The sequence below is a fragment of the Pseudarthrobacter ribosi genome, assembly GCF_055412865.1.
Genome location: NZ_JBVAYZ010000003.1, coordinates 182,137 through 208,034, shown reverse-complemented (window position 1 = coordinate 208,034; position 25,898 = coordinate 182,137). Strand labels below are relative to the sequence as shown.

Below are 25,898 nucleotides of genomic sequence, written 5' to 3'. Positions count from 1 at the left end.
TCAGGCGCCCTTGCTGCTTTCGACGACGAAATCGCCGCCGGGGAACAGGATGGTCTCATGGCCGTCGTCAAATCTGACGTGATACGGCGGGGCCCCGTCGGCCCCCTTGACCTCCAGGATTTCGCCGTGCCGGTCGGACGACTCGACCGTGGTGCCACGGATGATGATGCGGTCTCCCTGGGCTGCTTTCATGGCATTCACCTCCCTTCTCCAGCGTACGGTTGTGGGTTCTTTGGGGGAACGGCCGCTTTCGTCAGAAGAGTCGGGCGGCGACTGTGCTGGTGAGTTCGTGGAAGACGCGGGCCCGGGTAGCCTCGGCGTCCCGGCCCAGCGTGTAGACGACAAACACATACGCCCGCTCCCCCCGCACCAGGATGCTCGCGTCGTGCAGGTTCCCGTTGAGCAGCCCGTACTTGTGGAAGACGCTGACCCCCGCAGGTGCGGCGGCCGGGATCAGCGTTTCGTAGTTGGTCTGCTGCATGAGGGACAGTAGTTGGGCTGTGTTGGCGGGGTTCAGCAGCCGGCCGCTGTATAGCTCGGACAGAATCGTTGCCATCTCTGCGGCTGTCAGGGTGTTCACGGTCCGGTCGTAGGGAATGCCCATCGAGGCTGCATAGTTGATCAGTCCCCTGTGGCCCACGGCGGCGAGGATCAACGCCCATGAATCGTTGTTGCTTTGCTGGACCATTTGCCGGATCTGCTGGCCGGCGGTGGATGCCCCCATCGGGGTCCCCAGCGAGGCCTTGCCGGTTTCCACCAGATGGTAGTAGGCGGCGGCGGCGAGGATCTTCCCGGTGCTGGCGGCCACGAACTTGGTCTTGTCCCCGTATTCGTGCACCGTTCCGTCAGCCACATCGATCAGGGCCACGCCCACCTGGTAGCCGCTGTTGGCCGCGATCACGGCGTTGATTTCTGCGTCCAGTTCCGGCCCGATGGCGGGAGCGGGGGGCGTGACGACGGCGGGTGTCGGCGTCGGGGGTTCTGCCGACGGCGTTGAGCCGCCGGCGGCGGACAGCGGGTCGGCGGCACCAGCTGAGGCGGACACCGACGCAACCGGCGCAGCCCCGGCGTCGACCGGTCCCCTGGCCTGCATGGTGCCGTAAACAGCCCCGGCCGTGATCAGGCCGAGGACGGTCACCAGTGCAACCAGGAACTGCGGGCGGATCCCGCCTGTGAACCGCAGCAGGCGTGGCCCGGCCCCACGGGCGGACTCTTGTGTGTGCCGGCCGCTGCTGTAGTGCCGGCCGGGTCCCCAGGATTCCACCGGTCTCAACCCCGGAACATCAACGGGGGCGCGACGTCGGCTGACGCCTCAGGCAAGCTCGTGGGCATGCTTTTCCTCCGAAAGTAAAGAACCGCGGGCGCGGCTTCAAATTTCCTGCATTCTTCTACCGGTGGGACCCGAGCGCAAGTGGCCACACCTGCGGGCCCGGGATCAGCCGGCCGGCTCCCAATGCTGGAACCGGAGTTCCCGCAGCACGCCGTGCAGCGGAGCCACCGTGAAAGGCAACTCCTCCAGTCTAATCCCGGGGGCCGCGGCCGGCGCGGTCCGGTTCCCCTGCCGCGGCTGAAGGGTGCGGCGTACGCTGGAACCCCAGTCGGCAGCGAACAGAAGGAGCCCGTCATGCGCAAGGTCATCTTTATGATGCAGGTATCCCTTGACGGATTCTTTGAGGGTCCGGAGCAGGATCTGAGCTGGCATCTGGTCGATGATGAACTGCACCGACATTTCAACGACGAGCTCCGGACTATGGGCGCTTTCCTGGACGGCCGCATCACCTATGAGCTGATGGCCGATTTCTGGCCGACGGCAGACCAAGACCCCTCAAGCCCTGCCCCGATGGTCGAGTTCGCGGGGATCTGGCGGGACATTCCCAAAATTGTCTATTCCAGGACCCTGACGTCGGCCGGCTGGGATACCGAGGTGGTGCACGACGTGGTCGCGGAAGAGGTGGCCAGGCTCAAGGAACAGCCCGGCGGCGATCTGGCGCTCGGCGGCGCCGATCTGGCGGGGTCGTTCCGGCGGCTCGGGCTGATCGATGAGTACCGGATCTATGTGCACCCGGTCCTGATCGGACGGGGCAAGGCCCTGTTCCAGGAGACGGATGCGGTGACTCCGCTCCGGCTGCAGGAGAGCCGCACGTTCGGTAACGGCGTGGTACTGCTGCGGTATTCAGTGGAGCCGGACGCCGGGCACGCAGAAGGCCGGTGATCTGCTGCCCCCAAGGCAACCGATCGACCGGCCTTCGATGTGCTGCTGGCGGTGCTGCTAGCCGGCGCGGACGAACGTCACGGAGCCGGTGGCGGTCAGCCAGGAGAGCGGGTGCGTCATGGTGGCGTTGACGCCGTTCATGCCGCCGCTGATCGCCTGGCCGTTGCCTGCGTAGATGGCGACGTGGCCGGACTGGACGATGATGTCGCCGGGCAGGGGGGAGGCGACGACCTTGCCGTACTTCAGGAAGGCCTGCGGGCCGATGTTGCCCACCGGGATTCCGGCAGCATTCAGGGCCTTCTCCACTACCGCGGTGCAGTCCTGCGTGATGCCGATCTGGCCGTATGCTACGGCCAGCATGGTGGCATTGGCTCCTCCGGCTGCCGGGGCAGCGGCGGGGGCAGCGGCGGGTGCGGCCTGGACGTTCACGGCTGCCTTGGCGGGGGCGGGGGCGGCGGCCGGGGCGGGTGCCGGTGCTGCCGGGGCTTTCGGAGCGGCCACGGGCTTGGGCGCCTCGACGACGGGCGCCGGTGTGGTCTCAACAGCCGGACGCTCGAAAGTGATCTGGACGGTCGAGTCCGCCAGAACCGGCGCGGAGACCTGGCCCTTGACGTCAACGGCCGACGCAGGAGCGGAGTCCCGCTCGGTCGGTGCATCGGCTGCATTCGCGGCCATGGCGCTGCTGAGCACCATTCCGGAAGCGGCTACAAGCACTGCGGCCTGGCGGCCAATGGTGCCGGCGGTGCGGCGTTTGCTGCGAAGATCGGCGCGTTTGGGCGCACGGGTATTGCTGAAAGTCATTTAAGAAGCCTCTCCCAATGCCTGCGAGGTGAGCTGTCGGATTCGGATGGGAGGCACCCGGCCGCACGCTGGCCCGATCATGACGGGCCGTGCGGCTTCACCCCAAGACCCCTGGAGAACAGCGGGTCAAAATTGGTTTCCCCGTCTCTGCCGGACGTTGCTGCGAGTTACCCCCGGGCCGCGGCAGAGTTAGGCAATCGGCTGGGGAGAGCCCGTCTCGGAAACAACAGGCACCTAACAACGGTAACGGAATGATTACGGAGTGTCACATCGAGCTCCGGTTGGGCTGTGCTTACCGGCGTGCTATGAACCCCGTCGGAACCGGCCCCAGGCATAGGATGATGCCATCACCGTTCCCCGAAGCGGAGGCTCGAAATGAAAAGTCCCGATGTCGCCAGGCACTGTGTCGCCATCTGCCAGCTGAGCAGTCAGCCGCCGGAGGACTTCAATGTCAACACCGAACTGCTGGTGCTGGAAAACGGTGAGGTCCGCGTCTCCACCTGGGACGCCGAGCCCCGCGACGGAGGGTTCGATGTGCATGTCCTGAACGACCGCGTGGACGCCCTCGGCTTTATGGTGATTACCGACTGGGAGTTCTTCGATGAAAAGGCCTATGCCGTGGTGGAACGCCGGCCGGGAAGCTAGGCCCATCCCATTCCGGCAGGGGCCCGGGTAAACCTCTGATTCCGTATCTACGCGGTATTTTGACTTTGTTGCAGACGTCATTTGATGACGCCAATGGAGATCGCGGAAGAATTATTGGAACGGCCACGGCTGTGTGTCACAGTGCCCGATCCGGCAAGCTCCTATTTCGCCGCCGCACCCGGGTTCCTTGCCCTGTTTCGGTGCTGTGTACCCGGCGCATGAGGCCGCTTTTCCCCATAGCCTGTCCTTGTTCCGAGCGACCAAGAATGAGGAAGAAAATGACTCAGACTGGAGTTTCAACTTTGATGACGGGGAATACTCCCGGAACGGTCAAGGTTCATTGCGCCCACCCCGGGAGCGCCCTGACAAATAGGAGCATTGTATGCATCGTGCGTGCCTTGTCACCGGACCGGTTCGTCTCCAGTGTTGTCGCTGCTGAGCTCGACTCGTTGAACGGGCCCATCCGGAGTGGCGTGGGCCCGATCGGCAGAAGGCGGAGCTGAATCGTCCCTGCGAGCCATGTCCGGCTCTAGGTCCGGGCGCAGCCAAACTCGCAGCGAGTCGTTCCGATAAAGGACGCTGCCTGGCGGTGGAGTGATGTGCTCGGCGACGGTGCTGGGTTCGTTGATTTCCATGCCTGTATTTTGCGGGTCCGCCCGGGGGTCGTGGCGGCCCTGCAGTAGCATGATCCGCAGAGTGTGACACCAGCGCGTCGGACGGGACGGCCCGTTCGTTTCGATAGACACGGGGACGGCCCCGTGGAATGGGGTTCAACCCGTGGTTTCCTCTACTGCAGGATCCATTTTCTCGCCCGTCGCCATCTCGCGGCTCGTGGTCGGTTGGGGTGCCGTCGTCGGGTTGGTGGTTGCCGGGCCCCTGCTTGAGGCACCCGTTCCTACCTGGCTACTGATTACTGCACTCGTGCTCATCGTCGGGGTCGTTCTGGTCTGCGCCTTCGGGGTGGTCCATGAGGCCGAACATCTCGCCCGCCGGCTGGGTGATCCCTACGGCTCCCTGGTCCTCACACTCTCCATTGTGCTGATCGAGGTGGTGCTCATTTCCGCCGTCATGCTCGGTCCCGGGGAACACACGACCATCGCCCGGGACTCGGTGATGGCCGTATCGATGATTATTCTTAATGCGGTGATCGGGCTCTCTGTGCTCGTCGGAGCGATCAAGCACGGCAATCTGGGCCACAACCGCACCGGCACGTCCTCGTATCTCGCCATGCTCGTTGTTCTGGTCTCGTTGGCTTTCGCCCTGCCGGCCCTGATCGGGCGGGATGGCTCCTACACGTCGGGGCAGGTGGTCCCCATCATCGTGCTGACCCTCGCCCTCTATGCCTTCTTCCTCTACCGGCAGATGGGCAGGCAGGCCGGCGACTTCCGGGAGGTCGATCCGCGCTTCGCCGCCGGCCGGGACCTACCTGACAGCCAGGCCGCCAAGCAAAGCAGCATCACCCAGGTCATCGCCGAACACCGGACCGAGGTGTTGCTGCGGATCGCGTTTCTCATCGTGACGGTGCTGCCCATCGTGCTGCTCTCGCACGACATGGCCACGCTCCTGGACGACGGACTCGACCGCGTCGGTGCGCCGGTGGCGCTTTCCGGCATTCTGATCGCCATGATTGTGTTCCTGCCCGAGTCGATCACCTCAGTGCGCGCAGCGCTGCAGGGCGAGATTCAGCGCGTCAGCAATCTATGTCATGGCGCCCTCGTCTCCACGGTCGGCCTGACCATTCCCGCGGTCCTCATCATCGGCGCCCTCACCGGTCAGGCCGTTGTGCTCGGCGAGTCCCCGGTCAACCTGCTGCTCCTCGGCGTCACGTTGATGCTGTCGGTGACAACGCTCGCTTCCAAGAAGGTCACGGCCATGCACGGTGCAGCCCATCTCGTGGTCTTCGCGGTCTACGGCATCGCCGTGTTCTCCTAATTTGGTCCAACCGGAGAGGGATTCGTTGGTGGCGATGGCCACGGACCCCCGAAGCACGTATCACCGCCCTTCTATCAGCCCCGGCCGAGCACGTCGTTTACGAGCTGTTTCGTCTGGACGTTTCCCCCCCGGGCGCGGACCGTCCAGCGGGGGTCCCCAATCACGACGGAGGCGACGTAGCAGGCGAGCGACGCCGTCACCAACCGCCGCGCGTGGGCGTATGTCCCTTTCGGGCATCGTCGGGCATTGCCATTTCGGCCCGCAGGCCTAGGAGTCGGATCGGACGGCCCGCTTCAATTCCGGCTGCGAGGTCCAGGGCCCGCGCGAGGATTTCATTCCGGTCGAATGTCTCGGGAATCTTCTTCGCGTGGGTCTTGGTGAAGAACGGCGCGTACCGAACCTTGAGGGTCAGCCCGACCACGGGCCGTCCTTCGGCGACAACATCCTCGAGGACACGCGCTGTCAGCTCCCTTACCGCGTCGTCCACCTGAGCGGTCTCGGTCAGATCCCGCTGGAAGGTGGTCTCCCTGCTATGCCCGCGGGCAACCCACGGGGTGTCGTCCACAACACTGGAGCCGTCCCCGCGTCCGAGCTCCGCGTACCAAGGACCCATCCTGGGGCCGAACTCCGGGACCAGGTCTTGGGGGTCGGACGCGGCGAGCTCGGCGACGGTGATGATGCCGAGTTTAGCCAGCCGGCCCGACACTTTGGTTCCGATGCCCCACAGGTCCATGGTGGGCCGACTGCCCATGACATCGAGCCAGTTACCGGCAGTGAGACGGAAGACGCCGGCCGGCTTGCCGAAACCGGTGGCGACCTTGGCCCGGACCAGGGTGTCGCCGATGCCCACGCTGCAATGCAGCTGAGTTCGCTCCAGGACAGCGGCCTGCACCTGCCGGGCGTAGGCTTCCGGATTCGCAGTCTCAATGCCTACAAAGGCTTCATCCCAACCCAGCACCTGCACAGTGGCGCCGGGCTGCGCGCGCAGGGTAGCCATTACCGTTTCCGACGCCGCGAGATAAGCCTCGTGATCAACGGGCAGGATCACAGCGTCGGGTACTTTCCGGGCCGCAATGCGTAAGGGCATTCCGGAACCCACGCCGAACGCCCTGGCTTCGTAGGATGCGGTCGACACCACAGCTCGTTCCGTGGGGTCGCCCCGACCGCCGACAATGATCGGCCTGCCGGCGAGCTCCGGGCGCCGGAGCACTTCGACCGCCGCGATGAACTGGTCGAGATCGACGTGCAACACCCACGGGACTCCGCTCACGCCACCAGTCTGCCCTAAACATGCCTGGCAAGCATCGGCTCTCCGCTGGGCTTGGGTCACAACCCTAATGAGGCGCGGCCGTGCGCTTGACCCAGGACTGGGCCGACGGGTTGATCGCACCTTCGTAGACTGATCTGGCTTAGTGTCGTGTTCGCCGGGTCAGAAATCCAGGTCCGGACGGTGCCTGGCCGTCTCGGCGAGCACCAGCGAGACCGCCGCGGCGGCGATCGCACCGTCGTCGTCCTCGTGATGCCGCTGGGGCGGCGGCGGCAGCACCAGACGGGCATGGCGCACGAACCGGGGCCAGTCCCCCGCGCCGGCCCGGAACGCTCGGAGCGGGGACAGCAGGGCAGCCCGGCGCAGCCAGCCGTCAGGATCCCGCGCCCAGCGGTCCAGGACACTGTCCGCGCGCACCCTGCCGACGACGTCGAGTCCCTCGATGAGGGGACCAACAACGTCGATGGCAAGCGGATCGACGAGGGCGGCCAGCCGTGCACTCCGCACAAAGCCCTCGATCCGGGTCAGGTCCGTGTTCGTCAGCAGGCTGACGCTGGATTGCAGGAGCACGACGGCGGCGAGGCGGCGTTCGTAGACGGGCACCTGCCACAGCTCGGAGCTGAGGGCGGTGACGTCATCGTGCGTCAGCCCCGGCTGGCGGCGGAGGGCATCCCGGACCGTTCCGCGCACGGCTCCGACGGACGCGCCGTAATACCGGTGGCCGCCGCCGTGACGTGCTTCGGACTCCTCCGATCGGCTCCACGACGACTCACGCTGAAGCGCAAGATCTATGAAATCGCCGGCATCGCTCATGGGGACATTCTCCCGCATTCAGCGGCGCCGGGAATTGTCGCAGGTGCACGATAGCGTGGCTTCATGGACCACGCCCGGACCCGGAAGCTGTCGGCTGGGCTCGGTGCCCTACTGCCCGGGTGCCCGGTAGCTCGGTGTTTTCTTTGCCGCTGCGTCAAGATCCTCTGGCGTCATGAGCGGTTTCAGCCGCACATTCACGGATCCCGTCGAATTGATCATGAGCGAGAGCGCCGCGGCGTCGGCGGGCTCCGGGACCTCGAAGATCCCGAGCACATCGGTCTCCCCGAATGCGTAGTAGAAACTTTCGAGGGAGCCGCCGACAGATTTGAGGGCGTCGACGAGCGCACCACGGCGCTTCGTTCCCCCCTCGCGCATGAGGCCTTTAATGCCCTCGCCGACGTAGTTCGCTTCGAACAGATACTTGGTCATGGTCTTTTCCGTCTTCCCGTGTTTCCGGTCGCATGATGGCCGGGGCTCGGGCATCCGAAGGTCGCCCGGCATTCTCCGTCATCAGGTCCCGGAGTTGGTCCCCGGAGTGGGGCCGTGGCCACATCGTAGGCCCTCCCCGCGCGCGCTTACAACGGGTTGCGGAAGAGTTCCCGGCGGCCAATTAACCGGGCCAAACCAGGGTTGCGCCGGCTGCCTGCGCCCTATGAGGCCTTCGGCCGGACGACGAGGACGGGGCAGGGTGCATGGGTGATGATCTGGGTGGCCGCCGATCCCAGGTGCAGGCCGGGAAATCCGCCGTGCCCGCGGGCGCCTACGACGACGAGATCCGCGTCCTTGGCGGCGTCCACGATTGCTGACGCCGGCGAATCACTGTGAACGACGTGCCCGGTGGCTGCCACCCCCTCGCTTTCAGCGGATTTGAGGGCGTCAGCCTGGAGCGCCTCTGCGCTTTGTTGCGGGGATCCCTCCGCCGCGATTTCACCGGCGGCCGTTTCGAGTACTGCCGGAAACCAGGACAGCGGCGGATTGCTCCAGGCCGTGACCAGACGGACCTCGCCGTTGCGCTGCCGGGCCTCGTCTATGGCCCACCTCAGTGCAGTCTGTGAATTCTTGGAACCGTCAAAACCAACCACAACCACGAACGAGCCTGTACTGGTCATTGTCTTTCCAATCCCTAGCTTCGGGACAGCCTGGATCTTTCAGTCTCGACGACCGAGAAAGTTGGTGTCAAGGTCCGCGCAATCGCGGCCGACGCTCCTGGGGTTCCCGGCAAAGTCGAACCATAGACCCTATGACAACGCGCCCGGAGCCTCTAGTCTCTTGCCATGAGAGTTGGGGGCGGATGTCGACGACGGAATTCCCGCCGTCATAGGCGGGATTGCCTGGACGGCGCGGCCCCACGGCGTGCGAGTCGCTCATGAAGGCCGACACACCCCCGGGCCCTAACAACTACGACGCCTTCCTGGCCAGGCTGGACGCTGCCACAACTTCCCTGAGCACGCGGGCGGCGTCACTGGAGAAGGCACTGGCGGCCGTCTCATTGCTCCTTGGCCCCTACGAATCGGCCGTCACGAGTTGGGAACGACGGCGGCTCCACGTCAGCGGGGAACTCGCCCGGCACTCCGGGTCGCGGCAGTCATACTCCGCGCTGGGTGAACTCCACGACGTGGCGGTCAACATGGAAGCGATGTTCCGGGACCGTGCCCAGCGCATCAGGAACAAGCTATCGGTGATGCAGGGCCGTCGCGAGGCAATCGACAAGTCCCTGCTGGAACTGGAACTGAGCCGGGTCAAACTGAGTTCGTCCCGGCTGCTTTCAGAGGACCGCGAAAAACTCAGCGCTGTCTTTTCCGCCCTGGCGGGTCCAACCGCGCCCTCCTCGGCCCTGCCCGACCGGGGTCTGCTGAACGATCTCAAGGAAGCACGCAAGGCGGTCATCTTGGCGGAAGCGCTGTTGGAAGTGAAGGGGTACTAATCATGGACAATGCACGGCCCGATCAGTCCCGGCAGAGCACTGTCGCGCTGGTCCGTTGGTCCAAGAAACCCGGCGAGGATCCTCCGGTCCGGTTCGTCATGTTCAGCGTCTTCGCTTTGATCCTCTGCCTCATCCTGATGATTTTCATCCACGGCCTGAGGAGTTTCGGGGCCGTTGTGTTGTTCACGGTCATCGTCGCGGCGGTACTGACGAGTCCCTCGGTCTCGCGTCGAAGGTCCTTCATGACGGGGCTGACAAAAAGGGTAAACGATACGATCGCCGAGGTAACGGGAACCCCTGGGGAACAACTGTCGGTCAAGGAATTCCGGCGTCTGGTCAAGAGCGGCGAGCGTCTGTCGCTCCTCGTCGACGGGGTGCCCGGGCTGAACCTGCACGTGGAACGGGTTGCATCGGTGCAGACGGGAGCCCCGGAGAAATGGTTTGCAGTCTTCACCGTGGTCCCTCCAGAAATCGGAACCGCGAGTTTCGATCGGCTGATCGCCGCGGCCAGTGACGCGTACCCCGGCACCACCAGCACCAACGGTTCCTAGGCGGCTGGCGCGGGGTTTAGGCCCTTGGCATACGCGGCCTGCCCGGCGTGCTGGAGACAATCGGCAATCGTGCTGACCAGCCGCACACCCAGGGTGACGGGCGGATCCCAGCGCGTGTCGACGATGCGGTCGAAGTCCGTATCGCCGAGCCCGGCCAGGAACCCCACTGTCTGCCAGTGAACGGCGTCGTAGTAATCGAGCAAGAGCTCCGGCGGTGCCTTCACGGCGTCGACCTGGCTGCTGGAATGGCCGTAGCCGGTGTCGCGCCCGGACAGCGGCAGCTCGAAACGGCCGCTGAACCCCTGCGAGGTCCAGACCTGTTCCAGGCCGGCGGCGGAGGCCAGCTGTGCGTCCTCGACCCGGCTGAGGTGCCAGATCAGCCACGCAACCGAGTTACCGTTCCCCGAAGGTCGGCGATGCAGGACCTCGTCGTCGGCCCCTTCGAGAGTGGCGGCCACGGTCTCGCGGATCCGGGCGAAGGCGTCGAGCAGCAATTCGTTGGATTTCATCGAGTCCCTTCTCTGTGAATTTGCGGTGAGCCCCAATGCCTGCATGGATGCAGCACCACGAGATAGGGCGCTCCCCCGGGCCTGGTGGGTCCGGCACGCGAGCCACTCCGGCTCGCTTCATCGCTTCGGCGACGCTTTGAGGACCATCGCCGAACCGCCGCCGCGCCTCACCGGCTCGGCCGCTGCAACCATGCGGCCGTCGGGCAGGAACTCGATGGCGGTTGCGGCACCAATTTCTGCTGCCGAGGTGAATGCGTCCCCCGACGGCGTGAACTGATGGCCGTAGGGCGTGAGCTCTTGGCCGTGCACCCCGATGAATTCCGGCTCGGCCGTGACGCTAACCGTGTTCCGTTGCGAAGCGCGGGGCGCAGCGATGGCCTCCGAGATGGTCATTCCCAGATCCACCCGATTCAGGATTGTCTGCAGCACGGTTGTGATGATGGTCGATCCACCGGGCGAGCCGAGCGCGAGGAACGGCTGGCCCTCCTTAAGGACGAGCGTGGGCGACATGGAAGAGCGCGGGCGCTTGCCCGGCTCGATCCGGTTCGGGTCGGTCTCGTTGTAGACGGTCGAAAAATCCGTCAGCTCGTTGTTGAGCAGGAACCCGCGGCCGGGGACCACGATCCCGGACCCGCCGGTCTGCTCGATCGTGAGCGTGTACTCGGCCACGTTGCCCCACCTGTCCGCGACCGTCAGGTTGGTCGTGGAGATGTTCTCGGTGTCCTTCTCATTGACGGGCGCAGCGGCGGTAGCCGGGCACGCGCCGTCGTACGAGGAGACGTCCCCCGGCAGGACGGGTTTGGCAGCGGCGTTCCGCGGGTCGATCTGGCAGGCGCGCTCCTTGCCGAACAGCGGGTCGGTGAGCGCGGCGGTGGGAACGTCGCCAAACGCCGGGTCTCCCACGTAACTGCCCCGGTCGGCGAAGGCAATCGCGCTCGCCTCGAGGTAGTGGTGCAGCGCGCCGGGAGCGGACATCCCGGACAGTTCGAATGTGTCCAGGATGTTCAGCGCCTCGCCCGTGGTGGTGCCGCCGCTGCTCGACGGTGCCATGCCGTACACATCCAGATCGCGGTACTCCACTGTTGTGGGCTCCTGATCCAGGGCACGGTAGGCCGCGAGGTCCGCCATCGTCATGGAGCCCACCGGGACGGGCAGCTCCGTGTCGGCGGTCTTGGGCGGAGCCTGGACGGTGGCCGCGATTTCCGCCGCGAGCGGACCGCTGTAGAAGCCGTCTGTGCCCTTCTTCGCGAGGAGCCGGTACGTTGCGGCGAGGTCATGGTTCTGGAAGACGCTGCCGACGGCGGGGGCGTCCCCGCCCGGGAGGAAGAGGCTGCTGGTCGAGGTGAACGCCTCGAAGCGGGCCTTGTTGTCGAGGGTCTGTTGGCGGAAGGTGTCGTCGACCACGAAGCCGCGGGTCGCGACCTTGATGGCCGGTCTGAGGGCATCGCCGAGGCTGACGGAGCCCCACCGGTCGAGGGCACGCTCCCACGTCGCTGGCGTTCCGGGAACGCCGACGGCGACGCCACTCGTGACGAGTTCGGGCGTGAAGCGGTAGGGCTTTTTCGTCGCTTTGTCGATAAACGCGTCATCAGTGATGCCGGCCGGTGCCGTCTCGCGGCCGTCGATCGTGCCCACTTCGCCGGTCTCCGCGTCGAAGTACACGAAGTAGCCTCCCCCGCCTATCCCGGCGCTGTACGGCTCGGTCACACCGAGGGTCGCTGCTGCGGCGACGGCGGCGTCAGCCGCGTTGCCGCCCTTGCGGAGAACCTCGATGGCTGCGGCGGATGCCTCCGGGTCCACGGTGCTCACAGCGCCGCCGTACCCGGTGGCGGTCGAGGTCTTGACGGTCTCCCGTGGATCTGCGAACGCGGGGCTGGCGGCAGCGCCGCCCGTCATGCTTAAGGCCAAGGCCGCCGTGAAGGCAACCATCCGACGTGTCACCTGTGACATGATCGCTCCCGAATGCGTGTAATGCGCTTTGACATTTCCTGTCACGCTACTACCCGGCGATGAGACACTCAATACTGCCCGCCGCGGACCTCGACGCCCCGGGCATGGTCAGCTCCCGAGTGACGAAGCCCACAATCCGCCAGGACAACCGTCGGGCTGCCGTCTCCCCCGGCGATTCCGGATGCCGGGGCTGCTTCAGCGCCATACTCCTTATTGTGACGGAATTATATCGCCGCGGCCGCAGATTTCTTGAAAAGAAGTTCGGATTAGGTGCCTCCAACTTCTGTTTGGCAGAATTTATGGCGTGTGCGCGGACGATGTCCGCCCCCATCCCTGCGGAAGCGCGGGATTCCAGCCACCCAGGGAGAACCATGATTTCCGTAAGCCGGGTCTCGAAGAGCTATGGCTCCGGGGCGACGGCAGTCCGGGCGCTTGACGACGTCTCGGTGTCCGTCGGCCGTGGCGAAATTTTCGGCGTCGTGGGCCAGAGCGGTGCCGGCAAGAGCACCCTGATCCGCACCATCAATTCACTGGAGCGTCCGGATTCGGGCAGCGTCAGCGTCGACGGCCGCGAAATGACCACCCTCGCCGGCAAGGAATTGCGCGCGGCCCGGCACAACATCGGCATGATTTTCCAGCACTTCAACCTGCTCAGCAGCAGGACCGTGCAGGCGAATGTGGAGCTTTCCCTGGAGATCACCGGCGCCGGACGGGCAGCGAGGCGGACCCGCGCACTGGAGATCCTCGACCTGGTGGGCCTGCACGGCAAGGCCGCCGCCTATCCCGCACAGTTGTCCGGCGGGCAGAAACAGCGAGTCGGCATTGCCCGGGCGCTGGCGTCCAGCCCGTCGGTCCTGCTCAGCGACGAGGCGACATCGGCGCTCGACCCGGAAACCACGCGGCAGATCCTCGATCTCATCCGCCAGCTCAGAAAGGACCTGGGGCTGACCGTGCTGCTCATCACCCATGAAATGGATGTGGTGAAGCGGATCTGCGACTCCGCCGCCGTCATGAGCGGTGGGCGAATCCTGGAGCAGGGTCCCGTGGAACAGCTGCTGACAACGGAGAAGTCGTTGTTGGGCCAGGCTCTCTTCCCCCTCGGGGAAATCCCGGAGACCTCCAGCGCCATCGTGGAAATCACGTTCAACGGCGTCACCGCGGACCGTCCCGTGATCGCCCAGCTGGCGCGCAAGCACGGCATCGACGTCGGAATCCTGGGAGCCGCGGTGGAAACCATCCACGGGCACCAGACCGGGCGCACCAGGCTTGAGCTGCCCGGCGACACGAAGACCGTGGCCGACGCCGTAGCCGATCTCCGCTCCCAGGGACTCTTCGTGGAGGTACTCCAGTGATTGACCGCAATGACCCGTACTTCTGGTCCGACCTCCTGGACACCATCCTCAAGGGTGCCGGTGAGACGTTCTACACCGTGGGCTTGAGCCTGCTTTTCACGGTTGTTTTCGGACTGGCCACGGGTGTCCTGCTCGTGACCACCGAGTCCGGCGGCCTGCTGTCGAAGCTCTTCGGGAGCCGGGCGCTGGGTTTCTTCGTCAACCGGGTGCTGGACGTCGTGGTGAACATTGGCAGGTCCATCCCCTTCATCATCCTGATGATCCTGCTGATTCCGTTCACGCGCCTGCTGGTCGGGTCCTTTATCGGACCGACCGCTGCCATTGTCCCGCTGACCATCGCGGGCATTCCCTTTTTCGCCCGGCTGGTGGAGATCGGCATCCGCGAAGTGCCCGTCGGGCTCGTCGAGGCAGCCCAGTCTCTGGGTGCCACCCGCTGGACGATCCTGACCAAGGTCATGGTGGCTGAGGCGGTCCCGGCCCTGGCCCTCGGCCTCTCCACCACCGTCGTCGGCCTCATCGGCTACTCGGCGATGGTGGGCGCCGTGGGCGGCGGCGGCCTCGGGGATGTCGCCTTCCGCTACGGCTACCAGCGCTACAGCCCCGAATACATGTTCGGCGTCGTTATCCTCCTGGTCCTGCTGGTGCAGCTGTTCCAGTCGCTGGGCAACTTCGCGGCGCGGCGCCTGTCCCACCGGTAGCCGCACCGCACCGAAATTTCCTTCCTCCACACGTTCCATCCTGCGAAAGAGTTCCAAAATGTTCCGTTCACATGTCCTGAAGGCCGCCGCCACCGGAGTGGCCGCCATCCTCGCCCTGTCCGCCTGCGGCGCGAGCACCTCCACCAATTCGGCCGAGACCATCAAGGTGGGCGCCCTCGCGGTGCCGGCCGGGGACATGCTCAAGCATGTCCAGCGGGAGCTCGCCGCCAAGGAGGGCCTCACCGTGGATTACAAGGAATTTAGCGACTACAACACGCCCAACCCCGCCGTGAGCGACGGCGACATCGACGCCAATCTGTTCCAGAACACGACGTTCATGGAGACCTACAACAAGGCTTCCGGCAAGGACCTTGTCAGCGTGGGCAAGGTGTACCTGCCGCCGATGGCCCTGTACTCCAACAATGTTGCCAGCCTGGAGGAGCTTCCCGACGGCGCTTCGATCGCCATCCCGAACGACCCCACCAATGAGTCCCGCGCCCTGAAGCTGCTGGCGTCCAAGGGGCTGATCGAGGTCAGCGACAACCCGATCACGCTCAAGGATGTCAAGGCGAACCCGAAGAACCTCCAGTTCACGGAGATCGAAAACGCCAGCCTGCCGCAGGCCCTCAACGACAAGGATGCGGCCATCGTGACGCTGGCCTTCGCCCTTCCCGCCGGCCTGAGCGCTGACAAGCAGCTCCTGGTCGAGGGCAAGGACAGCGCGTATTACAACGTCCTGGCCGTGAGGGCCGAGATGAAGGATGATCCGCGCGTGCAGAAGCTGTACAAGATCCTGACCTCGCAGGACATGAAGGATTTCCTGCAGACCAAGTTCAAGGGCCTGGTGATCCCGGCGAGCTGACGGGTATCTGGTGGGCGGCCTGGCGCAGCACGTCACGGCAGACGCCCGCCAGGGCCTCCCGGTGCCCGTCCAGCCACGCCAGCCGCTGGTCCTCCAGGCGGATCTTCTCGTAGTCGTTGCCGGAGAGGAGTTCCCCGTCCAAGGCTCGGCTGCGCCGCCCCAGGCCCCGCTTCAGCCGTTTGGCCTCCAGCAGCAGCGGCAGCGCCTCCATCTCCGCCGCCGTGGGTTGCATCTCCCGGCTGTAGGCGGCGAGCAGTTCAGCGACGCGGCCGAGATCGAGCGCCACCTTGTTGCCGTCGTCCCCGGAGCCGGTGTAGACCTTGCCGACGTCGTGGACGGCGACGGCGAGCCACGAAGAATCCCTCATAGCGGGTGTCAATCCACGGGTCCCGCCCGGGGTCGAACTCCTCATAGTCAATACCGTTGAGAATGCCGCGGGCGGTGTCCCCGCGGGTGCCCAACAGTTCGTCCATCCCGCTCCCTGGGCTGGAGTGAGGATCTCCTGCATGTAGCGGGGGCTGACGGTGTTGACCCGGTCTGCGAAGGCGATGCCCCGCTCAAGCAGGGTCCCGGCCGGAGGCAGCCCGATCAACTGCTCGGTGGCGGCCCCGACCCGCCCCTGATAGGCGATGTTGTGGATCGTGAAGACGATCCCGGTGCGCTCGAGTGCACGCCGGTGCGGACCCTGCCGGGCTTCCTGGGCCACCAGGCCGCAGTGCCAGTCGTTGCAGTGGATGACGTGGGGGCGCCATGCGTCCAGAGCCGCCAGCGTCGTGACAGCCTTGGAGAACAGCACGAACGGCATCACGTCGTCGTCCTGGTAGCTGACGGGACCTCGCGGTCGAACCACCCCGGGAGGCCCAGTGTGAAGACTTCCACTCCCCCCAGCGACGGCAGGCGCCGGACCACGACCTCCTCGGCGACGGGGCCCAAAAGCACCTCGAAGGTCAGCACCGGGCTTCCGTCGAGCCCGCGGTACCCCGGGATCACGAGGCGGACGTCGAAGCCGACTTCGGCCAGCCTCTTCGGCAGCGCGCTGCTGACGTCGGCGAGCCCGCCCACCTTAACGAACGGATAGGCCTCCGCACTGGCGAACAGCACCCTCTGCGTCCATGGCGACGGGACGCCCAGGCTGGGTTCGCCAAGTACGCCGGGGTCGTCGACGTGGGTCATCCCCACGGGCCGGTTCGGCCGGAGCTTCATCGGCAGCGGGCTCTGGCCGCCGGCGAGCGCAGTGTCCATCACGGGGGTCCGCAAGTATTCGAATGGAGCCGGAATCTGCATTGTCCCACCTCACTCCAAGGCGCTGAAAATGACCTTCAGCGCTTGTTGTGTGGATTTAGTCTTCTCTTGTCCGAAGAGGGGTGTCAACATCAAAGCGAAATGACGGCGAGACCATCCGGTTCGGGTGAGGTGCCGTCCGGCGCAGCGCCCCTACGGTCAGGAGATGGGCGGGCGAAAGTTCGACGGCGGCCTCGCCAGCCCCGGCGGTGTGACGAGCGGGGACCTGCGGCAGTGTGATCATAATTTTAGAGCGTGGCATACGGGGGGAACATGGCGCTGGCGGATCGTGCAGAATCAAAGTCAGCTGCCGGCCTCCGAGCGGTCCTCGGCTACTTCACTGTGAGCGTGATCTGCGGCGTCCTTGCCGCCGGCCTCGTGGTCCCCGCCGTCGCCGGGGTCGGCGTCGCACTCCGGGAATCGCTTGGGTTCTTCGACAATCTCCCCGCGGAACTAACAGTCGAACCGCCGTCGCAATCAACCAAAGTCCTGACTGCTGACGGGAAGACCATCGCCACGTTCTACTCCGAGAACAGGGTGAAGGTCAGCTTGGACCAGATGTCGCCTTACATCAAGGACGCGATAGTCGCCATCGAGGACCGCCGCTTCTACGAGCACGCCGGTATCGACCCGCAGGGAATTCTTCGGGCCCTGGCGTCCAACCTGACCAGCGGCGGCAGGCAGGGCGCCTCCACCCTGACCCAGCAGTACGTCACCAACGTCCTCAACGAGTCCCTGGTGTCGGCGGACAAAGGAGACCGGATTGTTCTCAACGGCCAGAAGGACATCGGCGACAAGGTGCGCGAAATGCGGCTCGCGATCGAGCTGGAGAAGAAGTACACCAAGGACCAGATCCTGGAGGGTTACCTCAACATCGTGTTCTTCAGCCGGGATGCCTACGGCGTGGAGGCCGCCTCGCGCCATTTCTTCAGCACCACCGCCAAGAGCCTGACCCTGCCGCAGGCGGCACTCCTCGCCGGCCTGGTCAAGAGTCCGAGCTTCTACAATCCCGCCGTCAACCCGGACAACGCCATCCAGCGACGCAACCACGTGCTCGACGCCATGCTCGACCTCGGCAGGATCTCCCAACCGGAGCACGACGACGCCGCCGCCACCGGGGTGGAACTCACCCTCAGTCCGGGGAAACAGGGCTGCGCCGGGGCCGAAATGGCACCATACTTCTGCGACTACGTTTCGCACCTCATCCTGAACAACCCGGCCTACGGCGTCGACCTTGCGTCCCGGGTGAGGACGCTGTACCGCGGCGGCCTGACCATCACCACCACACTGGACAGCAGGCTGCAGCAGGCCGCGCAGGCACAGGTCGACGCCACGGCCGGGGCCAACCCGGACAAATGGGGCGCGTCGCTGGTCTCCATCGGGCCGGGCACCGGCAAGATCCTCGCCATGGCCCAAAACACTGTGTTCCTTCCCGAACCGGACAAATTCGATACCCAGCTGAATTTCAACGTCGATTCCAAAGACGCCGACGGGAATGACCTGAACGGCGCCGGCGGGTTCCAACCCGGGTCCACCATGAAGCCGTTGACTCTTGCCGAATGGCTGAACGAGGGCAAGTCCCTGGCCGACACGGTGGATGCCTCACGGCGGTCGTATCCCCTCGATTTCAAGTGGAAGTCCAGCTGCGGCAAGGTGCTTGGTGCCTACAGCACGAAGCAGAGGAGCCTCGGCGCCGCGGATGATCTGCAGAACAACGACGCCGGCTACTACCGGCCCATGCGCGTCGATTACGGGCTGTATAACTCCATCAACACCGCCACCTTCGCGGAGGCCGCCAAACTGGATTTCTGCGGAATCCAGAAGATGGTGGATGCCACAGGAATCCACAGCGGGCTGGATAACGCCCAGGTCAACATGCACCAGCTGGGCAACCTGCTCGGCGCGATTGGGGTGGCGCCGCTCGTGCTGGCCAATGCCTTTGCCACGTTCGCCAATGACGGCAGGTACTGCGAGCCCGTCGCCATTGTGGCAGTGACCGACGCGGCAGGGCAGCTCCCGGCCCAGACCAAATCCTGCCGTGACGCCATCAAACCCGACGTTGCCCGGGGCGTGAACTTCGTGCTGCAGGATGTGCTGAAAAGGGGATCCGGCGTATACATCAAACCCAAGATCCACACGAGTTTCCCGGTCGCGGCCAAGACCGGCACATCCAACACCAACGGTGCAACGTGGGTGGTCGGCTACACCAGCGGTCTGGCCACCGCGTCATTCTTCGGAGACGCACTGGAGGGCCAGAAACGGCCCGGCCAGAACGTCACGGTCAATGGCAAGTTCTACAAGAGCATTGACGGCTACATGCTGGCAGGTCCTCAGTGGGCGAACTACATGCTCGAAGTCGCCGGACTCTATCCCGCCGAGGCGTTCCCGCCGCCACCCGACTCGATGACCAAGAAATCCGAGTCGCTGACCACCAAGAAGCCCGATCGAAAGGATACGGATCGAGGGGACTCCGGCCGACGACACGATTCTGACCGGCGCTGAGCGGAAGGTCGCCCAAGCGGATCATCGGACCCACGCCGCGAAGGGACCAAACAGCCAAATATTATGGAAATGTGACCCCGCCTGTTGGAGTCGGTACTCTGGAGGTGGTCAGGGAGCGGCCACACGATTCGTAGAGAGATAGTGTCTATGACAAGCAATCTGGATGTCACCATGGCCGTGAACATGGATTCCGGCACCAGCAACGTCACCCCCTTCGCAATAGCCATCCGCAACCATGTCCCCGCACTTGCCCCCGTGGCCCGCCGGACCGCTCCCCCGCGGGAGATGGCGGCTTGACGATCAACCGACAGGTTCCTCCGGGCGTCCCGTCCTCACAGATCTTCGGCACCTTCCGCCGCTGGCCGCTGGTACCGTCCGCCGAGCTGTACAGGCTCCAGGCCGCGCTGACGCAGTGTGTGGAGCTCGCCGGGTCCGAGGCGGCCCACGAACTGCTGACGCTCGTCACAGAGGAACTCCGGCAGCGGAGCGCGAAGGAGCCTGCGGAAGACCGCAGACTTTCCGGGCAGGCCCGGGCGCCGCGGAACCGGGCAAGCGAAAACTGACCCACCATCACCGGCACTGACTCCACGGCACCCATAGCTCAGCTGGCAGAGCAGCGGACTCTATAATCCTCGGGTCGTGGGTTCGAATCCCTGCGCGGATGTGGCCCGCCCCCAAAATAATGCGGGCCACACCCCACCGGGCAGGGCAAGAGGGTCGGAGGCACTGGGTGCCGGGGGCGGGGTCGGTGCGACATGTTCCGCCTGCCCGTGCCTGCACAGAGGGTTGGGGCGGCGGCCGCGGCCCGCAGCTGGCGTCACTGGGTCTGGCTATCATCGACGGAGCTCTCCACGAAGCTGAGGGGCCGACTGCCTGACCGCCATCAGGATAACAAAAAGGTCCCGCCGGTAAGAAGGGCCAGCACGCACCCCCGGAGGACCTCGATGGTGCGCCGCCGGCAGTTGTCAGAGAATGAAGTCAGCGAGGTCCGCGTTGGCGTCCGCCACGTCGAACGCCTGTGGATCCAGCGTGTCGCCCGGCAGCATTCCCAGCCATTCCCGGTATTCCTCGTGGTCTTCGTGGCGGGGATCGTTGACAGCCTGGACAATGTTCGCCCACGCCCAGGTGCCGCCGCTGTCCTCCGCCGGCGCCATGCCCCGTCCCGCAGCGCACCGCGGGAGCTGCCCGCCGTCGTTCGCCAGAATTTTCTCCACCTTGATGGCGAGTACCCAGTTGTCACCAAAATCGTACGTGTAGCCCAAGCTGCTGCCCACGGCCGGCAACAGTTCGCCGACCGTCACCGTCGATTCGTCGAGGGAAGCCGCGCCGACGAACTCGTCGTCACCTTCCGGATTCACCGGCGCGTAAGCGGTGCCGCGGAATCCCCCGACCCGGAACTCGTGCAGGTGATAGTCCAGCCAGCCGAACACTGCCTGGATCACCTGGTGCAGCTGAGGGAGCGGCATGCCGGCGGGAACCAGGACGCGGCGCCAGATGGGCGGCTTCGCGTCGTTGAGCGTGATCTTCAGCTGCAGAATCGGCGTCTCGACCGGCCGCGGATTTTCCCGGACCGCGGCCAGCGCCGGGGCCGGAAGCGTCGTCTCCGAATCTGCTTTTGTCTGCTCGGTCGGCTCGAAGTCGGTCGGCTCGATGTCGGCATCGTCCGGGGCCCGACTGATCCCCAGGTCGGCCAGCAACCAGTCGTCGTCGAAGACATTCGCGATGCAGCGGATGAGGGGCGGGGGCACGCGGAAGTGCGTGTCGATGGTCAGCAGCCCCAGCTCCGCGAGCTCTTCGAGGCGGCTTATCGCCACCCCGGTCAGCAGCCCGGCCGTGGCCCGTTCCGCAGGCGGCGCGTTGTCCGGGCCCGCAAGGATGCGCGCTTTCTCCGGCGGGTCCGAAGTTGCCGCGGCGAGCAGGAGCGAAGCCTGCAGTCCCGAGACCGTCCGCTCCCACGGCTGCGCCGGATCCCATCCGAGCACCGCCGTGTCCAGGAACTCGTCAACGAAGAACACCAGTTCCGCCAGCCGCTCCGAAGGCCCTCCGGCCAGGAACACACCGGAATCGGCAGAGGGAACGACCTTCGTCGACGTGATCTCTATGAGCTCGGTCGCCTCCAGCGCGTTCCAGAGCCGGGCCAGCAGCGGCACCTCGTACATGCTCCGGACCGTGGGCACGGCGCCCTCCGAGCCGGAGGTGCCCGGCAGCGGGGAACCGGACCGTTTGGTGCCGCCCCTGACGGCAACGCCGAGGCAGGCAGCGGCGTCTTCAACGTCCCTCAGACGGAGCGCGCCGGTAGCCGTGACGGGCTTCCCCGCTCCGATCCACTCGAGCAACGCCGCCGCCCGCCGGATGAGCGGCAGCTCGGAGAAGGCCGCCAGGGCATCCTCGTCGGGGATGTCCGGCACATCGATGAGACCCCGGCCGCCGTCGTCCTCCGCCGTCGCGTCGAGGAAATCCATGACGGCCGCCAGCTGATCCGCCGAGCCGCTCCACCGGCCGGTCTCGACGAGGAATTCGACGAAGGCGCCAACGGAGTGGACGACGAAGTGCGTGCTCTCGACGACACCCACTTCGGCGGCCGCGGCGCCGGCCACGTCTTCGGCGTCGTCTAACGCGGCCAGGATCTCGTCCGACACGGCGACTGACAATCCAGATGGTTCAAGGCTTGTCACGTCGGCCGCTGCGGTGGTGTCCATATAGCGGCCCAGGACGGCCTTGATCGGCTCCAGGCATTCCAGGGCGGCAACCGCCGAGCCGGGTGAGACCTCCTCAAACCACCGGACAAATGCCGGCGTGAGCGCGTCCACGGCACGGTCGGCCCTGACAGCGCTCAGGGATTGGGGTGCGGAGGCGTGGGTACCGGGACCGCCGGCGCCCTTGCCCCTGTGCCGGTTCCTGCCGTGCTTGCTCATGGTTCCCCCGCCTGTGTGCGAATTGGTGTTACGACGACGGTACTAACCCTGCGGGCGGCGTGCCAGTGCTTCGCGGGGCTGAGGCGCTGAGGCGCCGCAAGGCTGCAGACGGCGCCTGCGACATCGGAGTGCAGCCCTTGATCGCAGCCGGTTACATCATCGTTGTACCGCGTTGGTGTTCTATGGCGAGGATGGTGATGTCGATCGCGCCTGGCGTAAGGCCGGTGTGGCTGATGCTTTCGCGAACGCGCTGTTGTACTGCTGCGGCGACGTCAAGGGCGGTGTAGGCGATGTCGGTGGCGATATCGAGGTGGACGCGTGCCGTGCCGTCGCTGATGGTCGCGGTGACGCCGTCGTGCCGGTACGTGCCGTCTTGGCTGCCGGGCTTGCGGAGGTGTTGCAAGGCGGCGGGACCGAGCCGGGCCAGGAAGCCATGTACGGTGGGCTCAAGCCGGAGGACTCCGGGCGTTTCCAGAGCGGTGCGGGTGGCGAGGGAGGCGATGAGCCGGCTGGTGATGATGGAGCCTTGGAGGGGCGGGTCAGACATCGTACAGGTCCTCCACCGTGATATTGACAGGCCCGGCCCCAACACCGACGCTGGCCGGAATCGCGTTGCTGATCTCCTGCCGCAGTGCCTCTGCCATGAGGGGGATGTCGATGCCCGGGGCTGCGGCAACCCGAAGATTGACAACGAGGCGAGGACCGGCAGTGGAGGTGGTTCCGGACGGGTGGTCTTGACCGGCGAGGCCGGAGGCGGCTGAGCGTATTTCGATGCGACAGCGTCGCGAGTGGACACCGGGGATCGCTGCTGCCGCGAACCGGACGAGGGAGCTCAGGGCCTGTTCGCTGATCTCCGTGGTGCCGTTGTCTGCGCTGCGCAGGAGGATTCTGCTGCCCCGGCGGACCTCCGCGCGGGCCACGTCCATGATGGCGTTCTTGATCCCGGGACGGGGTTTCAGCGCGGGATTGTGAAGGTCGCCTTCGCGCATTGAACGGGTTGCTTCACTGAGTTTTTCCAGCTGGGTTCTGGCGGTCTGGCATTGTTCGCACTGTTCCTCGTGTGCGGCGGGAGGCCGGTCGATGCTGGCCCAGAGGCTGTCGATGCTGCGGCCGCAGCCGAGCCGTGGTACGTCTTCTAACGCCATTGGCTCATCCCTTCTGCTATCTGGTGCCGTGCCCGGGCGAGTGTGCCGCGAACTACTGTCGGGCTGATCTTCAGTGTGACACCAATCTCGGCGTAACTGCGTCCGTGCATTTCCCGCAGCAGCCAGCAGGCCCGTTGTGCCGGGGGGAGCGTGTTCAGCAGTACGATCAGGCAATCCTGTTCGGCGGACCATTCAGCCTCACGGGCCGGATCCCATCCGGCCGAGACCGAGCGGGCGTGGGCTCCTGGAACAGCGTCCATGTCGTCCGAGTCGATGATGTTCTCGGCGTGGGCGGACCGCTTGCGCAGTACGTCCAGGCACTTGTTCGTCGCCAGCCGATAGATCCAACCACCGAAGGCATCGACATCAGCGAGCATGGGGAGGCCGCGCCAGCTCGTGGTCAGAGTCTCCTGCACGATGTCTTCGGCTTCGCCGCGGTCGTTGAGCATCCGATACGCCAGCCGAAAGAGTCGGTACTGATAGGTGATCACCAGGTGTTCGAATGCTGCCAGGTCGCCGTCCTGGGCACGGGCGACGATACTCCCCTCATCGAGGTCCGGTTCGAAGCCGGGGCCATGATCATCCATGCATTGTCCATCCCGTCCTGAAACGCACCGGACCCTGGCCCCAATATGCCACAGCCGGGCGACGTCAGGAACCGAACTGCGGTGCTGCTGCCCGGTAGGAAAAATGTCGGCGCCAACACGTGACGATTCCTGCTGGGCTTCGTCTATATGGGTGTAAGCACGATCACCAGGTCCGACGAGGAGATGTTTTCCATGACCGAGACACCCAGAACCCCCGGAGCTTCCAGCGGCGTCATGGCCACACCCGAGGAGCAAAAGCACGGCAGCGCGCTGGCACCAACGAAGGCGAGGGACGCACTGCACACCGACCGCGGTGCCACCACGATCGAGGAAACGGTGGTGCAGAAGCTGGCCGGCATAGCCACCCGCGAGGTTCCCGGCGTGTACGCCATGGGCAGCGCCGGCCGGCGCGCGTTCAGCGCCCTGACCGAGCGCATTCCCGGTTCCCAGACCAATGTCAGCGGCGGGGTCAGCGTGGAAAAGGGTGAACGTCAGGCAGCCATCGATGTCTCGATCGTCATCGACTACGGGTTCTCCGTGGTGGAGGTCAGCCAGGCGATCCGCCGCAACATCATCCAGTCCGTTGAGCGCGCCACCGGACTGGAAGTGCTGGAAGTGAACATCAATGTCAGCGATGTCCACCTGCCCGACGACGAGCAGGACGTCCACCAGGACCAGAAGACCGAACTTCAGTAACGGCCCCGTCAGAGTATCTCCCGCCAAGGGGAACGGGACGATGATGAAAAGGATGGCTATGTCTACTACACGTTGGTGCGTGACGATAGGTCTGGTGCTGGGAATCGTTTTGAGCTTCGGCGGCTGGCTGGCGCTGCTGACCGCGGTGATCTTCGGATTCATCGGCCTGCTGGTCGGTCGGGTTGCGGAAGGAAAACTCGATGTGCAGGCCCTGTTCGGTAGAGCATCGAGCCGATGATCCCGCAAGGAGCCCACGCGCTGCCCTTGCCCTGGACCGGGGAGGCCAGCGAGGATTTCCGTGAGACGGGCGCGCGGGGCCAGACCTTCCTGGCGGCCAGGGTGATCGAAAAAATTGCCGGCCAGGTCGCCAGCGACGAATCTTCCGCCGGCGGCTCCTCCGGCGGGTTTCTGGGCATCGGAACCCGTGCTGATCTCTCCGCCCGTCCCAAAGCGTCCGTGGAGCTCACCGGTAACATCGCGACCCTAAGAGTCGAGGTCGGGATGCTGTATCCGGTGCCGCTACGCCAGGCCACCGAGGAACTGCGCCGCCGGATCGCGATCAGGGTGACCGAGTTGACCGGAGTTGACGTCCGACAGGTCGACATCAGGATCGCTTGGCTGACCACCGGAACCGACACCAACGGACGAAGGAAGCTGCTGTGAGCCGGCACGACCAACGGTCCACGCGCCTGCGGCACCGGCCCAGCCGCGCTGTCCCGGCACTCATCGCCGGAATAGTGCTCCTGGCCGCCGGCGTCGCGCTGGTCTGGTTGAGCGTCACCCGGCTGGTCTACGGCTCGTGGCCGACCGTGCTGCAGGGACCCAGCGACTGGCTCGCCGGGCTGGCTTGGAACGACCCAGCCGTCTGGCAGATCGGGACAGCAGCCGTCCTCGCAGGGGTCATCCTGTTGCTGTGCGCCATCATTCCCGGAGGGTTCAGTGCCCTCGCGATCGATGATTCCGGCACGGGCGCCGGTGTTGAGGCGCCACCGGTCCAGGAGCAGGAGACAGTGATGACCCGCCGCGCGGTCGCCCGCCTGGCCAAAGCCCGGTGTGTGCAAATCGACGGCGTCGGTTCGGCCTCAGCGACAGCCACCACCCGGCGCGTACACGTGAACGTGACGACTTCCCTGCACGAGCCTGGGGACCTGCGCCAGAGAATCACCGACGCCGTCCGGTCCCGTCTGGAAGAAACCGGGCTCTCGCCGGTGCCGCAGGTTACCGCCACGGTCCGGTCCAGAGACTAACGCCACCCG

At 65.5% G+C, this 25,898-nt stretch carries 30 protein-coding genes and 1 riboswitch; of the genes, 15 read left to right on the top strand and 15 right to left on the bottom strand.

Annotated elements, in window-relative coordinates; genetic code table 11:
* Together ACZYZ5_RS04600 and ACZYZ5_RS04595 are read right to left on the bottom strand one after the other, a co-directional pair.
* Positions 1–192, bottom strand: coding sequence for a DUF1918 domain-containing protein (locus tag ACZYZ5_RS04600; RefSeq protein ID WP_354350379.1), 192 nt, complete (start codon positions 190–192; stop codon positions 1–3).
* Positions 193–253: 61 nt separating this feature from the next.
* On the bottom strand, positions 254–1,138 hold the full coding sequence (locus tag ACZYZ5_RS04595) for a serine hydrolase (RefSeq protein ID WP_463899483.1): 885 nt from the start codon (positions 1,136–1,138) through the stop codon (positions 254–256).
* 486 nt (positions 1,139–1,624) lie between these two features.
* Between ACZYZ5_RS04595 and ACZYZ5_RS04590 the strand changes: the two genes are divergently transcribed.
* On the top strand, positions 1,625–2,212 hold the full coding sequence (locus tag ACZYZ5_RS04590) for a dihydrofolate reductase family protein (RefSeq protein ID WP_463899481.1): 588 nt from the start codon (positions 1,625–1,627) through the stop codon (positions 2,210–2,212).
* A gap of 57 nt (positions 2,213–2,269) precedes the next feature.
* Here the strand turns inward: ACZYZ5_RS04590 and ACZYZ5_RS04585 are convergent, their stop codons facing one another.
* Positions 2,270–3,013 (bottom strand): C40 family peptidase, encoded by a 744-nt coding sequence (locus ACZYZ5_RS04585; RefSeq protein WP_463899479.1) that lies wholly within the window; start codon positions 3,011–3,013, stop codon positions 2,270–2,272.
* A gap of 4 nt (positions 3,014–3,017) precedes the next feature.
* Positions 3,018–3,219, bottom strand: a riboswitch (cyclic di-AMP (ydaO/yuaA leader).
* Positions 3,220–3,388: 169 nt separating this feature from the next.
* Between ACZYZ5_RS04585 and ACZYZ5_RS04580 the strand changes: the two genes are divergently transcribed.
* Complete coding sequence (locus ACZYZ5_RS04580) at positions 3,389–3,658, top strand: hypothetical protein (RefSeq protein WP_463899476.1); 270 nt, start codon at positions 3,389–3,391, stop codon at positions 3,656–3,658.
* A gap of 777 nt (positions 3,659–4,435) precedes the next feature.
* A complete protein-coding gene (locus ACZYZ5_RS04575; RefSeq protein ID WP_463899474.1) occupies positions 4,436–5,590 on the top strand; it encodes a calcium:cation antiporter in 1,155 nt (384 codons plus the stop codon).
* A gap of 196 nt (positions 5,591–5,786) precedes the next feature.
* On the opposite strand, the gene ACZYZ5_RS04570 is transcribed toward ACZYZ5_RS04575, so the two are convergent.
* From ACZYZ5_RS04570 to ACZYZ5_RS04555, 4 genes are all read right to left on the bottom strand, one after another.
* The gene (locus ACZYZ5_RS04570) at positions 5,787–6,860 is read right to left on the bottom strand and encodes a DNA polymerase IV (RefSeq protein ID WP_463899473.1); all 1,074 of its coding nucleotides are present in this window, start codon (positions 6,858–6,860) and stop codon (positions 5,787–5,789) included.
* 159 nt (positions 6,861–7,019) lie between these two features.
* A complete protein-coding gene (locus ACZYZ5_RS04565) occupies positions 7,020–7,670 on the bottom strand; it encodes a DNA alkylation repair protein (protein WP_463899471.1) in 651 nt (216 codons plus the stop codon).
* A gap of 108 nt (positions 7,671–7,778) precedes the next feature.
* Positions 7,779–8,099 (bottom strand): GYD domain-containing protein, encoded by a 321-nt coding sequence (locus ACZYZ5_RS04560; RefSeq protein ID WP_463899468.1) that lies wholly within the window; start codon positions 8,097–8,099, stop codon positions 7,779–7,781.
* Between the two features lie 221 nt (positions 8,100–8,320).
* Positions 8,321–8,779: a universal stress protein gene (locus tag ACZYZ5_RS04555; RefSeq protein ID WP_463899465.1), complete on the bottom strand. Its 459-nt coding sequence runs from the start codon at positions 8,777–8,779 to the stop codon at positions 8,321–8,323.
* A 257-nt stretch (positions 8,780–9,036) separates the two neighbouring features.
* Here ACZYZ5_RS04555 and ACZYZ5_RS04550 point away from each other — a divergent pair, with 257 nt between their 5' ends.
* Together ACZYZ5_RS04550 and ACZYZ5_RS04545 are read left to right on the top strand one after the other, a co-directional pair.
* Positions 9,037–9,594, top strand: coding sequence for a hypothetical protein (locus tag ACZYZ5_RS04550; RefSeq protein ID WP_463899463.1), 558 nt, complete (start codon positions 9,037–9,039; stop codon positions 9,592–9,594).
* Positions 9,595–9,596: 2 nt separating this feature from the next.
* Positions 9,597–10,145, top strand: a complete 549-nt coding sequence (locus ACZYZ5_RS04545; RefSeq protein ID WP_463899461.1) for a PDZ domain-containing protein — start codon at positions 9,597–9,599, stop codon at positions 10,143–10,145.
* Here the strand turns inward: ACZYZ5_RS04545 and ACZYZ5_RS04540 are convergent.
* Together ACZYZ5_RS04540 and ggt are read right to left on the bottom strand one after the other, a co-directional pair.
* On the bottom strand, positions 10,142–10,654 hold the full coding sequence (locus tag ACZYZ5_RS04540) for a mycothiol transferase (protein ID WP_463899459.1): 513 nt from the start codon (positions 10,652–10,654) through the stop codon (positions 10,142–10,144). The genes ACZYZ5_RS04545 and ACZYZ5_RS04540 overlap by 4 nt on opposite strands.
* A gap of 117 nt (positions 10,655–10,771) precedes the next feature.
* Positions 10,772–12,604, bottom strand: a complete 1,833-nt coding sequence (gene ggt / locus ACZYZ5_RS04535; protein WP_463899457.1) for a gamma-glutamyltransferase — start codon at positions 12,602–12,604, stop codon at positions 10,772–10,774.
* Between the two features lie 371 nt (positions 12,605–12,975).
* Between ggt and ACZYZ5_RS04530 the strand changes: the two genes are divergently transcribed.
* The 3 genes from ACZYZ5_RS04530 to ACZYZ5_RS04520 are packed head-to-tail and all read left to right on the top strand — an operon-like array spanning position 12,976 to position 15,516.
* Complete coding sequence (locus ACZYZ5_RS04530) at positions 12,976–13,956, top strand: methionine ABC transporter ATP-binding protein (protein ID WP_463899455.1); 981 nt, start codon at positions 12,976–12,978, stop codon at positions 13,954–13,956.
* On the top strand, positions 13,953–14,654 hold the full coding sequence (locus ACZYZ5_RS04525; protein WP_463899453.1) for a methionine ABC transporter permease: 702 nt from the start codon (positions 13,953–13,955) through the stop codon (positions 14,652–14,654). The genes ACZYZ5_RS04530 and ACZYZ5_RS04525 overlap by 4 nt, the downstream gene beginning before the upstream one ends.
* A gap of 58 nt (positions 14,655–14,712) precedes the next feature.
* Positions 14,713–15,516, top strand: coding sequence for a MetQ/NlpA family ABC transporter substrate-binding protein (locus ACZYZ5_RS04520; protein ID WP_463899450.1), 804 nt, complete (start codon positions 14,713–14,715; stop codon positions 15,514–15,516).
* Here ACZYZ5_RS04520 and ACZYZ5_RS04515 read toward each other — a convergent pair.
* Together ACZYZ5_RS04515 and ACZYZ5_RS04510 are read right to left on the bottom strand one after the other, a co-directional pair.
* Positions 15,488–16,366: a glycogen/starch synthase gene (locus ACZYZ5_RS04515; RefSeq protein WP_463899448.1), complete on the bottom strand. Its 879-nt coding sequence runs from the start codon at positions 16,364–16,366 to the stop codon at positions 15,488–15,490. The genes ACZYZ5_RS04520 and ACZYZ5_RS04515 overlap by 29 nt on opposite strands.
* Positions 16,321–16,800: a glycogen/starch synthase gene (locus ACZYZ5_RS04510; RefSeq protein WP_463899446.1), complete on the bottom strand. Its 480-nt coding sequence runs from the start codon at positions 16,798–16,800 to the stop codon at positions 16,321–16,323. Before ACZYZ5_RS04510 ends, ACZYZ5_RS04515 begins: the two co-directional genes overlap by 46 nt.
* 270 nt (positions 16,801–17,070) lie before the next feature.
* Here ACZYZ5_RS04510 and ACZYZ5_RS04505 point away from each other — a divergent pair, with 270 nt between their 5' ends.
* The 3 genes from ACZYZ5_RS04505 to ACZYZ5_RS04495 all read left to right on the top strand — a co-directional run bounded on the left by ACZYZ5_RS04505 (position 17,071) and on the right by ACZYZ5_RS04495 (position 19,862).
* Positions 17,071–19,299, top strand: coding sequence for a transglycosylase domain-containing protein (locus tag ACZYZ5_RS04505; protein ID WP_463899702.1), 2,229 nt, complete (start codon positions 17,071–17,073; stop codon positions 19,297–19,299).
* Positions 19,300–19,446: 147 nt separating this feature from the next.
* Positions 19,447–19,596: a hypothetical protein gene (locus ACZYZ5_RS04500; RefSeq protein WP_463899445.1), complete on the top strand. Its 150-nt coding sequence runs from the start codon at positions 19,447–19,449 to the stop codon at positions 19,594–19,596.
* Positions 19,593–19,862 (top strand): hypothetical protein, encoded by a 270-nt coding sequence (locus tag ACZYZ5_RS04495; RefSeq protein ID WP_463899443.1) that lies wholly within the window; start codon positions 19,593–19,595, stop codon positions 19,860–19,862. Before ACZYZ5_RS04500 ends, ACZYZ5_RS04495 begins: the two co-directional genes overlap by 4 nt.
* A gap of 402 nt (positions 19,863–20,264) precedes the next feature.
* Here the strand turns inward: ACZYZ5_RS04495 and ACZYZ5_RS04490 are convergent, their stop codons facing one another.
* The 4 genes from ACZYZ5_RS04490 to ACZYZ5_RS04475 all read right to left on the bottom strand — a co-directional run bounded on the left by ACZYZ5_RS04490 (position 20,265) and on the right by ACZYZ5_RS04475 (position 23,946).
* Positions 20,265–22,214 carry an IS1096 element passenger TnpR family protein gene (locus ACZYZ5_RS04490; RefSeq protein ID WP_463899442.1) on the bottom strand — a complete coding sequence of 650 codons (1,950 nt, stop codon included), beginning with the start codon at positions 22,212–22,214 and terminating at the stop codon, positions 20,265–20,267.
* A gap of 151 nt (positions 22,215–22,365) precedes the next feature.
* A complete protein-coding gene (locus ACZYZ5_RS04485) occupies positions 22,366–22,761 on the bottom strand; it encodes an Asp23/Gls24 family envelope stress response protein (RefSeq protein WP_463899440.1) in 396 nt (131 codons plus the stop codon).
* A complete protein-coding gene (locus tag ACZYZ5_RS04480) occupies positions 22,754–23,359 on the bottom strand; it encodes an Asp23/Gls24 family envelope stress response protein (RefSeq protein ID WP_463899438.1) in 606 nt (201 codons plus the stop codon). The genes ACZYZ5_RS04485 and ACZYZ5_RS04480 overlap by 8 nt, the downstream gene beginning before the upstream one ends.
* Positions 23,350–23,946: an RNA polymerase sigma factor gene (locus ACZYZ5_RS04475; RefSeq protein WP_463899437.1), complete on the bottom strand. Its 597-nt coding sequence runs from the start codon at positions 23,944–23,946 to the stop codon at positions 23,350–23,352. Before ACZYZ5_RS04475 ends, ACZYZ5_RS04480 begins: the two co-directional genes overlap by 10 nt.
* A gap of 234 nt (positions 23,947–24,180) precedes the next feature.
* Here ACZYZ5_RS04475 and ACZYZ5_RS04470 point away from each other — a divergent pair, with 234 nt between their 5' ends.
* From ACZYZ5_RS04470 to ACZYZ5_RS04455, 4 genes are read left to right on the top strand one after another with little or no spacing between them, the layout of a single operon-like run.
* Positions 24,181–24,642 carry an Asp23/Gls24 family envelope stress response protein gene (locus ACZYZ5_RS04470; RefSeq protein ID WP_463899701.1) on the top strand — a complete coding sequence of 154 codons (462 nt, stop codon included), beginning with the start codon at positions 24,181–24,183 and terminating at the stop codon, positions 24,640–24,642.
* A gap of 58 nt (positions 24,643–24,700) precedes the next feature.
* Complete coding sequence (locus tag ACZYZ5_RS04465; RefSeq protein ID WP_463899436.1) at positions 24,701–24,880, top strand: hypothetical protein; 180 nt, start codon at positions 24,701–24,703, stop codon at positions 24,878–24,880.
* Entirely contained in the window at positions 24,877–25,305 is a 429-nt protein-coding gene (locus ACZYZ5_RS04460) for an Asp23/Gls24 family envelope stress response protein (protein WP_463899434.1), read from the top strand. Before ACZYZ5_RS04465 ends, ACZYZ5_RS04460 begins: the two co-directional genes overlap by 4 nt.
* Positions 25,302–25,889, top strand: a complete 588-nt coding sequence (locus tag ACZYZ5_RS04455) for a DUF6286 domain-containing protein (RefSeq protein WP_463899432.1) — start codon at positions 25,302–25,304, stop codon at positions 25,887–25,889. Before ACZYZ5_RS04460 ends, ACZYZ5_RS04455 begins: the two co-directional genes overlap by 4 nt.
* Positions 25,890–25,898: the final 9 nt, after the last annotated feature.